This window comes from Acidiphilium sp., assembly GCF_049977125.1.
In the GTDB taxonomy this organism is placed as follows: domain Bacteria; phylum Pseudomonadota; class Alphaproteobacteria; order Acetobacterales; family Acetobacteraceae; genus Acidiphilium.
On record NZ_JBMFGY010000093.1, the window covers coordinates 1 to 9,132 of the forward strand.

A 9,132-nucleotide genomic window follows, 5' to 3' on the forward strand; every position below is an offset into this window, starting at 1 on the left:
TGGCGCAGGTTACGTTGAAGCCGCGCGTTGCCGCGCGTTACGTTGAAGCCGCGCGTTGCCGCGTGAGGGCGAGGATGGTGCGGCACATCGGGGTCGGCACATCGACCCAGGCGGCGAGTTCGACCACCGCGCCGAGCAGCGCCTCGATCTCGATTGGTTTGCCGTGTTCGAGGTCCTGGAGCATCGAGGTTTTATGGGCGCCGACTTCGGCGGCACCGTCGATGCGTTTTTCGAGATCGATGCTGAAGCGCACGCCGAGGCGCTCCGCCACTTCCTGACCCTCGCGCATCATTGTGCGGGCGATGTCGCGGGTGCCGGGATCGCCGGTGATGACATCGAGCGTGGCACCGGTGAGGGCGCTGATCGGGTTGAACGCCATGTTGCCCCATAGTTTCACCCAGATGTCATCACGGATGCGCGGCCGCAGCGGCGCTTTCAGCCCGGCGGCGATCAGGGCCGCGCTGATGAACGTGGCGCGGGCGCTGCGTGAGCCATCCGGTTCGCCCAGCACGAAACGGTCACCATAGCTGTGGGTGATGACCCCCGGCTCGGTGATTTCGGCGGCGGGATAGACGACGCAGCCGAGGGTTTGCGCGGGGGGGAGCGCGTGCCATACCGCGCCGGTCGGGTCGATCGCGGTGATCCGGCGATCGGCGAAGGGGGCGGCGATTCCGTGGGTGTACCACCAGGGGATGCCGTTGATCGCCGCGATGATGGTGGTGTGCGGCCCGATCAGCGGGCGCAGCTGCGGCAGCGCCGGTTCGATGCCCTGGGCCTTGAGGGTGATCAGCACGTAATCCTGGGGGCCGAGCGCGGCGGCATCGGCCACGCGCGGATGGGTGACGAGGCGCTCGCCGCCGGAGATCAGCACGAGGCCGTTCGCCTCGATCGCGGCGCGATGGGGGCCGCGCGCGACGATCGAGACGCTGGTGCCGGCGGCCTCCAGCCGTGCCGCGACCAGACCGCCGATGGCGCCGGCGCCGAAGACGCAGATGCGGCTCATGTGCCCGACAGGCCGAGGCGTTCGGCGAGGCCGATTCGCTGGATTTTGCCGGTGGCGCCTTTCGGGATCGAGTCCATCACCAGGATTTGCCGTGGAACCTTGAAGGCGGCGAGACGGGCAGCGACAAAATCGCGAATCTCGTGCGGGGTGAGGGTGGCGCCATCGCGCGGCACCACGATGGCGGCGACGTCTTCGCCGAGTTTGTCGTGCCGGGTGGCGAAGGTGCAGGCTTCGGCGATGCCGGGATGGTCGAGCAGGACCACATCCACCTCAAGCGGGCTGATTTTCTCGCCGCCGCGGTTGATCATTTCCTTCAGCCGCCCGGTGAGATGCAGATAGCCATCGGCATCGAGACGACCCTGATCGCCGGTGCGAAACCAGCCGTTGGTGAAGGCGCGGGCGGTGGCCTCGGGGTTGCCGGCGTAGCCTTCGGTGACGTTGGGGCCGCGGATCACCACCTCGCCGATTTCCCCCTGGGCGAGCAACGCGCCGGAATCATCCATGATGGCGATTTCGGGGCCGGCCGGCAGACCGACGGAGCCGGGTTTGCGCGCGCGCGGGGGCAGCGGGTTCGAGGCCATCTGGTGGGCGGCCTCGGTCATGCCATAGGCCTCGATCACCGGGGCGGCGAAGACGGCTTCAAGCTCGGCCATCACCTGCGGCGGCAGCGAGGCGGATGAGGAGCGGATGAAGCGCAGGGGGGTGGCGCGCAGGGCCGAAGCCTCGCCGCGGACGCGCATCAGGATGGCTTGATGCATGGTCGGCACCGCGGTGTACCAGCTTGGTTTCACCTCGGTCAGCCAGGCGGCGAAGCGGAACGCGTTGAATCCGGGGGTGCAGCAGACGCCGGCGCCGGATTCGAGCGAGGCGAGGGTTGCCGCGATCAGGCCATGGATATGAAACAGCGGCATGACGTTGAGGCAGATGTCGTCCGGCGTCAGCGACAGGCTGGTGGCGATGTGCCGTGCCGAGGCCGCGAGGTTGCGCCCGCTCAGCGGCACGATTTTCGGCCGCGCCGTGGTGCCCGAGGTGTGGAGGACCAGCGCTTCGTCGTTCGGTTGCGCCGGGCCGGGGTGGCGTGCCGGGCGCGAGGCCAAGGCCGGAGAGTCGAGGTGGAAATTGCCGGCCGGGGCTGCGGCTTCGACCAGCTCGATCACCGGGATGCCCAGGCCAGCGGCGACGGCGCGGGCCGGTGAGTCGAGACCGGCGGCGAGGATCACCGCGCTTGGTTGCAGATCGGTGAGGTAGAATTCGAATTCGCTGGCTTTGTAGGCCGGGTTGAGCGGTGCGGCGGCGGCCATTGCGGCGATCGCGACGAAACAGGTTGCCGCGGCCGGGCCGTTCGGCAGCACGATCGCCACACGGTCGCCCCGGCCGATGCCGCGCGCGTTCAGCCAGGTGATGGTGGTCGCGGTCAGGGTGGCGAGGCCGGCGCCATCCAGCCACGGGCGGCCGGGCGCGCCGATCGCGCGCGGGCCGGAATGGGTCGTGGCGATGCGATGGACTGTTTCGTTCATGATGGATCTCCCTGCCGCCTGATTATCGCCACCGAGAGCGGGTGTTTGCCGGGGTCCGCCCCATTCGGCAAGCATGGCTGCGGCAAGCATGGTCGCGGGAAGCCTGGTCGCGAGATTGCGGCATTATTCGCCGGACAATTCCCGCCGGCGCTGGTCCAGCTCCTCGCTGTAGCGGCGCAGCGCGTATTGCTCGCTCAGAACCCCGAGGACGCGCCGGGTTTCCGGCCCGTCCAGCACCGCAAGAACATCGCACTCGGCCCGTTCGAACGCCTTGATGGCTTCCTTCACCGTGGCTTGCGGCAACAGGAAATCGTTCTGGTGGCGCAGGATGTCGTGGAGCGTGTGCGGATCATCCTCGCCGGGTGACTGGGCTTCCGGCGGATAGGCGAGGCCGACGTAGCTTTCGTGACTGTCGAGCACGACGACGAATTGCGTCCGTCCCAGCGGGTATTCGGCTTTGAAGGCGCCGATGTCCATATCCTCATGCGCGGTGTATTGGGTGCGCCGCATCATTCGCCCGACGGTCAGATTGTGAATCCAGCCGATATCGACCGCGCTGCGGATGCTCTCGCCGCGCAGGTGGAACCGCCAGGTGGTGAAGGAATAGCCGAAGACCCGGCGCACGGTGAGCGATGCCGCGATCGCCGCCCCCAGAACGGCGACGGTGATGCTGAAATTATTGGTGCTTTCGAGGGCGAGGAAGGTCATGGTCATGGGGCCGCCAACGATCGCGACGGCGAGGGCGGCCATGCCGACCACGGCGTAGAAGCCGATCGGCACGCCATGGGCGAAGGGGAGCAGCACCGCGACATCGCCATAGGCGCGGCCGAGCAGCGAGCCCATGAACAGGGCGGCGAAGAACAGGCCGCCGCGAAATCCGGAGCCGATCGAGAAGGCCGAGGCGGTCGATTTCATGACCAGCAGCGTGAGCGCCAGGAGCAGCGGATAGACCACGGCCAATTGCGTGTGCAGGGATGAATTGCCCGATGCCATCACCTTCGGGGTGATGCTGCCGAGCAGCCCGACCACAACGCCCCCCAGGATCGGGCGCAACCAGATCGGCACGCCGGCGCGGCGAAATCCCGCCTCGATCGAGGTGACGCCGCGCATGATCGCGATGCCGACGAAGCCGGCGGTGACGCCCAGAATGATCGCGAGCGGATAGGCATAGCCCGGCACCACGGTGGGTAACACGACATCGAGGGTTTTGACCCCGCCATCCATCATCATGTCGGCGACCAGCGTGCCGGTGAGCGAGGCGATGATGATCAGGGGCAGGCTGGTCATGGAATAGGTGCCGATGACCAGCTCGATGCCGTAGAACGCGCCGCACAGCGGGGCGTTGAAGGCGCCGCCGATCGCGGCGGCGGCGCCGCAGCCGACCAGGATGCGCAGATCGTTGCGGCGGAGGCGGAATTGCTGGCCGACCCAGGAGGCCAGACCACTGCCGAACTGGGCGTAACCCGCCTCCATCCCGACCGATCCGCCGACCCCGTTCGATAATACGGTCTGGCCGGCGACGATCAGGGAGTCGCGCAAGGATAATTTGCCGCCGTACAGGGCGTTGGCCTCGACCGGATCGACGAAATTGCCGGGGCGGTATTTGGCCAGCAGCCAGGAGATCGATCCGAGCAGCGCGCCGCCCAGAATGGGCACGAACATCGCGCGGATCGGGTCGATATGGGCTTGCTGCGAGAGGCCTTCGCCGAGTTGCGGCAGGGCGAAGAACCAGAAATGAAAATGATGGCTGAAAAAATCCATCAGATACACGGCGATGCCGCCGAGAATGCCGACCAGGATCGCCAGAGCGGCGAGCCATAATTCATCGGTGCGGACCAGGGCGCGCAGATGCATCGGCGCATCGATCGTGACCGCGTTCAAACGGCGCCGAAGCCCGATGAGAAATCGCTGGGAATAATCGCGGCGAACGGTCGAACTGGCCATCAGGCGTCCCGGTATGGGGGGGTCGAAATCGTGGACGGACCACCCGCCCGGCGGTCACATGCCGTCAGTCTGTGTCAGCATCATGGCCAAGTTAGTGTTGCAGTAGTCGAAAACAGCGGTCAACCGCCGAATTGAGCGATTTCAGCGATCGAACCGATCTGCTGGCGTGATAGGGTTAAATAGTTAACAATTCGATTAGAAATGGACCTTTTCGTTCGAAACTCGCGGTCAGTAATTCATTGAGGGCGGCCATCGTCGTTGCCTGCGCGCCGGCGACGCCCATGCCGGCGGCGAGTTTGACGAAATCGAGATCGGGATTGCCGAGATCGAGCATATCCATCGCCGTTCGCCCCGGATTGGCGCCGACCCCGGCGTATTCATGCAGCAGAATGGCATATTTGCGGTTGGCCAGGATGATCACCGTCACGTCCAACTGGCGTCGTGCCGCGGTCCAGAGGGCGGCGATGCTGTACATCGCCGAGCCATCCGCCTGGATCGCCACCACGCGCCGCCCCGATCCGGCCACGGCGACGCCGGCGCCGATCGCCATCGGCAGGCCGCCACCGATCGCCCCGCCCGGCACCTGCAACCACAGATGCGGGGCGGCCCCGTGGGTGAAGCGGGAAAAGCCGCGCCCGAACGAGATGCCCTCGTCGATGACGATCGAATCCGCCGGCAACAGCGCCGCCAGCGAGGTAGCCACCGCCTCGGGCGCGATTTTGCCGGTATCGGGGGCGGGTCGCGGGGTCGGGACGATCGGGATCGGCGGCACTTCCAGCAGCGCGGTCAGCGCGGCGAGGGCGGCCGAACCATTCTGGTCGATCGTCGCCAGCGTGTGCACGGTGCCATCGGGCGGCCACAATGGCCCCGGTTTGCCGGGATAGGCGAAGAACCCGACCGGCGGCTTCGCTTCGACCAGAATGAGATGCCTGATCCCCGCGAGGGCGGCGATCGCCGCATCGATCGGATAGGGGATGCGCTCGATCGGCGGGCGGCCCTGGCCCCGTTCCATCCGCGCGTTGAACACTTCGGCCAGTATTTTGGCGCCGGTGGCCGCCGCGAGCGCTGTCGCCTGACGCAGGGATGCATCGTTCAGGGTTCGACCGCCGAGCAGCAGCATGGCGGGCTCGCCGGATCGCAGGATCGCCGCCACATCGGCAATCGTTGCGGGGTCGGGGATCGGGCGCGCGAGGTCTTTGATCGGCGCGCCCGGCACGCCGCCGGCGGTCCAGGCGGTATCGGCCGGTAGAATGAGCGTGGCGATCGTGCCGGTCCGCGCCGCCGCCACCGCGTCCGCCGCGTCACGCCCGACCGTGGCGGCATGGGTCGCGGTGCGCAGGAAGCCCGACACCGAACGCGCCCAGCCTTCGGTATCGGCGGTCAACGGGGCGTCGAGCGGCCGGTGATCGGTGGCCTGATCGCCGACGATGTTGACGATGCCGGACCGGCCGCGCCGCGCATTGTGCAGATTGGCCAGGGCATTGGCGAGTCCCGGCCCGCAATGGAGCAAGGTTGCCGCCGGGCGCCGGTTGATGCGCCAGAATGCGTCGGCCGCGCCGGATGCGACGGTTTCATCGAGGCACAGCACGCAGTTGATGCCGGGAATCCGATCGAGCGCGGCGACGAAATGCATCTCGCTGGTTCCCGGATTGGCGAAAACCGTGTCGATGCCGCAGGCGATCAGCGTATGGACCAGACTTTCGGCACCGTTCATCGTAAAGCCGCCCCCTTCAATGATATTCTACCCCCGGATCGGCAACGGTGCCGACGCGAGCGGTTTCAGCCAGAAATCCGGCATCGTCGCCACGAATTGCGACCGCAACGCGGCGATCGTCGCGCGGGACAAACCAACCGCCCCCGCGCGGAAAAAATCCTTGTCACGGGTGAAGATCAGATAGGCCAACGTCTCGTTCACGATCAAGCCGTGATACCCCGCGTCGTAGCCCTGACGCACCAGAAACGCCTGAAACGCCGCGCGTTCCGGCGCGGTCATCACCGTGTTGTAGAAGTGATGGACAAAGGCATGATACGCCGGGATGGTGTAATATGCGCCGTGGGACAATTCATGGCGCAGGATGACCGCCCGCGCCCGCAGATCGACCCGGTGGCCGGACCCGGCCTGGGGAATCGAGATCACCGCGCCATTGGCGCCGGGTGTCATGAAGCCGGCGCGCGCCGCGATTGCGCGCAGGCGGCGTTCCTGCGGGTTGAGCGTGAGATGCTCGGCATGCACGAGGCGGAAAAACCGGCGCAGCGCCCGGGCGGGATAGTCGTTACCGTAATAATAATCGCCGATCGTCAGATCGGCCGCCACCAGCCGCGCCTGGAAGCCGGCGGCGCTGAGCACCCGGTTTTTGGGCGCGTCGGCCTTTTCGATCAGGGCGGCGATGCGATCGAACATCAGGCCCTGGGCATGCAGGTTGGGACAATCAACCACGAGGATCAGCGGGTCGTCGGCAAACCGGAAGACGGTGAAATGCCGGCTCACGTGATGAAAGATCGTGCTTTCGCTGGCCAAGGGAAACGGTGCCGGATGCCGCATGAACCAGGCGGTCCCGCCAATGGCCATGAACAGGACCACCGCGCCGGCGGCGAGCCAGGCGCGCAGGCCGCCGCGCGGTTTTGCGGGCGGCGCGAGGCGGATCGTGTCGTCTTGTGACAGAATTTGCGGGCGCCTTGTTGCCTTCGGGAGCGCCATCAGATCAGAACCGGCGCCGCCCGACTCTCATTTGCCGATGTTGATGACCTGGACCCGCCGATTGGCGCGATCGGGCGTGTTGGGTCCGGTTGGCACCAGAAGATCGTGTTCGCCGACGCCGAGTGCCGTGAGACGGGAGGGGGCGATGTTGAATTTGGACTGGAGATAATCATCCACGGCCTTCGCGCGGGCGTTCGACAGGGCCAGATTGGTCGTGGCATTGCCGGTCGTGTCGGTATGGCCGACCAGTTTGAATTTATAGGCGGCGAGGGTCGGGTCGGTCAGCGCGTGACCGAGACGATCAAGCTCGGCCTTGGCCTGCGGCGTCAATGTCGCGGAACCCAGGGCGAAATCGACGTTCAGATTGATCGATGGCGCCGCCGATTTTCCCCCGCCGACGCGCATCGCGCTGGGCGTGGTCGGCAGGGCCGGGGTTTTGGCGGTCGCTTCCTGATCGCCGGGACTCAGCGGCACGATGCCGCGGGTGGTGGGTGAGATGGTGCTGGTCGGTTTCAGGGCCTGGATGATCTGCGATGCCGTGGGTCCGGTCGATTGCGCCCAGGCGACCGGGGCGACAAACACGCTGGCAAATGCGACACTCACTATTCCGATGCGATTCATTCTTAAATCCTCCTTATTAAAATGGCCGAGACGCTGTGGACGTTAGTATAATGCATCCGGCGCCGCAGTTCCAGCGCGTCCCGCCGGCATGAACCGGATACCCCCCGGTTCGGTGGCGATGTCGTTGCGCGCGCGCCTGTTCGGTCTGTGGCTGATGTCGTTGTTTGGTTCGATCGTGGTCGCCGTTCTGATTCTTGGATTGTTTCGTCAGACCGAGACCGCCCATCGGGAGCGGGACCGCGCCGTCGCGGCCCGCGCGTGTCAGGCGATCACGATGCGCTACGATTTTTATACCGCCGGCATGGCCGCCGTGCCCGATCCGGTCGCCTTCGATGCCGGGTTGCACGCCGTCCTGCTTCTGGCCCTGCAGCGTGACCGGGGGATTGCCGGGGGTATCGCGGCGGTTGGGTCCTCGGCCAGCGCGACGCTCGGGGTCATCCCGACGGCGCGATCGAGCGGATTGGACCGCCAGATCGGCGAGGCCGTGGCTGCCGACCGGCTGATCGTGACCACCAAGGGCGGGTTTCTTGATCGCACGACCATCGCCACCTGCCCGCTCGGTGGCCCGCTGGGCACGCCGGTCGCCAATCTTGCCGCGTTCACCGTGCTGCGCGCCGATTTGTTGCGATCGGCCTTCACCCGGTTCGCGTTCGGCGGTCTTGCGGTGCTGCTCGCCACCCTGCTTGCCTCGGCGGCGTTCCTGGCCTGGATGGTGCTCGGTTTTTCCCGCCGGCTGGCCGGCGTCGAGGCCGCGCTGACCGCCGATCAGCCCGGCGCGCTCGCCCTGACCGGCGAGGTGGAGCTCGATCGGTTGATCACCGCGCTCAACGCGGCCAATACCCGCCTCGATGCGGCCCGCGCGCGGATTGCCCAGTCCGAACGTCTCGCGGCCCTTGGCCGCATGGCCGCCGGACTTGCCCACGAAATCCGCAACCCGCTCGGCGCGATCCGCCTGCGGGCGGAAACCGGCCTCGCGCAATCCGGCGCTTGCGCCGATCCCGCCCGACAGACCGCCGCCCTGCGCCATATTCTGATCGCGGCCGCGCGGTTGGAAACGCTGACGCGCCGCCTGCTCGGCTTCGCGGCGACGCCCTCGCCGCAACCCCGGTCCACCGCGCTCGATCCGCTGATTGCCGAAGCGATCGCGAGCCAGGACCGCACCGATATCACAGCGCCTCCCAGCGGCGTGACCTGGACGCTCGATCCGATCCTGACCCGCGGCGCTATCGAGAACCTGCTGCGCAACGCCGTCGCCGCGTGCCGTTCCGGCGATTCCATCACCATTACGGCCGAAATCGGCGCCGATCCTGAGCGGGGCGCCGGTGCCCATCTGATCATCACCATCGCCG

At 66.9% G+C, this 9,132-nt stretch carries 7 protein-coding genes; 1 reads left to right on the forward strand and 6 read right to left on the reverse strand.

Annotated elements, in window-relative coordinates; translation table 11 throughout:
* Positions 1-37: 37 nt before the first annotated feature.
* The 6 genes from ACP5E6_RS12900 to ACP5E6_RS12925 form a co-directional block, all read right to left on the reverse strand.
* The gene (locus ACP5E6_RS12900; RefSeq protein WP_427954656.1) at positions 38-1,003 is read right to left on the reverse strand and encodes a 2-dehydropantoate 2-reductase; all 966 of its coding nucleotides are present in this window, start codon (positions 1,001-1,003) and stop codon (positions 38-40) included.
* Complete coding sequence (locus ACP5E6_RS12905; protein ID WP_427954657.1) at positions 1,000-2,520, reverse strand: acyl--CoA ligase; 1,521 nt, start codon at positions 2,518-2,520, stop codon at positions 1,000-1,002. The genes ACP5E6_RS12900 and ACP5E6_RS12905 overlap by 4 nt, the downstream gene beginning before the upstream one ends.
* Before the next feature lie 123 nt (positions 2,521-2,643).
* A complete protein-coding gene (locus tag ACP5E6_RS12910) occupies positions 2,644-4,464 on the reverse strand; it encodes a chloride channel protein (RefSeq protein ID WP_427954658.1) in 1,821 nt (606 codons plus the stop codon).
* Between the two features lie 175 nt (positions 4,465-4,639).
* On the reverse strand, positions 4,640-6,178 hold the full coding sequence (locus tag ACP5E6_RS12915) for an acetolactate synthase large subunit (protein ID WP_427954660.1): 1,539 nt from the start codon (positions 6,176-6,178) through the stop codon (positions 4,640-4,642).
* Positions 6,179-6,205: 27 nt separating this feature from the next.
* Positions 6,206-7,162, reverse strand: a complete 957-nt coding sequence (locus ACP5E6_RS12920; RefSeq protein ID WP_427954661.1) for a hypothetical protein — start codon at positions 7,160-7,162, stop codon at positions 6,206-6,208.
* A gap of 27 nt (positions 7,163-7,189) precedes the next feature.
* Positions 7,190-7,783, reverse strand: coding sequence for an OmpA family protein (locus ACP5E6_RS12925; RefSeq protein WP_427954662.1), 594 nt, complete (start codon positions 7,781-7,783; stop codon positions 7,190-7,192).
* An 88-nt stretch (positions 7,784-7,871) separates the two neighbouring features.
* Here ACP5E6_RS12925 and ACP5E6_RS12930 point away from each other — a divergent pair.
* A partial coding sequence (locus ACP5E6_RS12930; protein WP_427954664.1) for a sensor histidine kinase occupies positions 7,872-9,132 on the forward strand: 1,261 nt, incomplete at its 3' end.

Excerpts from the sequence above, each read along its gene's own strand:
- ACP5E6_RS12915 (WP_427954660.1), bottom strand. The coding sequence starts at position 6,178 with ATGAACGGTGCCGAAAGTCTGGTCCATACGCTGATCGCCTGCGGCATC.
- ACP5E6_RS12925 (WP_427954662.1), bottom strand. The coding sequence starts at position 7,783 with ATGAATCGCATCGGAATAGTGAGTGTCGCATTTGCCAGCGTGTTTGTC.
- ACP5E6_RS12900 (WP_427954656.1), bottom strand. The coding sequence starts at position 1,003 with ATGAGCCGCATCTGCGTCTTCGGCGCCGGCGCCATCGGCGGTCTGGTC.
- ACP5E6_RS12905 (WP_427954657.1), bottom strand. The coding sequence starts at position 2,520 with ATGAACGAAACAGTCCATCGCATCGCCACGACCCATTCCGGCCCGCGC.
- ACP5E6_RS12910 (WP_427954658.1), bottom strand. The coding sequence starts at position 4,464 with ATGGCCAGTTCGACCGTTCGCCGCGATTATTCCCAGCGATTTCTCATC.
- ACP5E6_RS12920 (WP_427954661.1), bottom strand. The coding sequence starts at position 7,162 with ATGGCGCTCCCGAAGGCAACAAGGCGCCCGCAAATTCTGTCACAAGAC.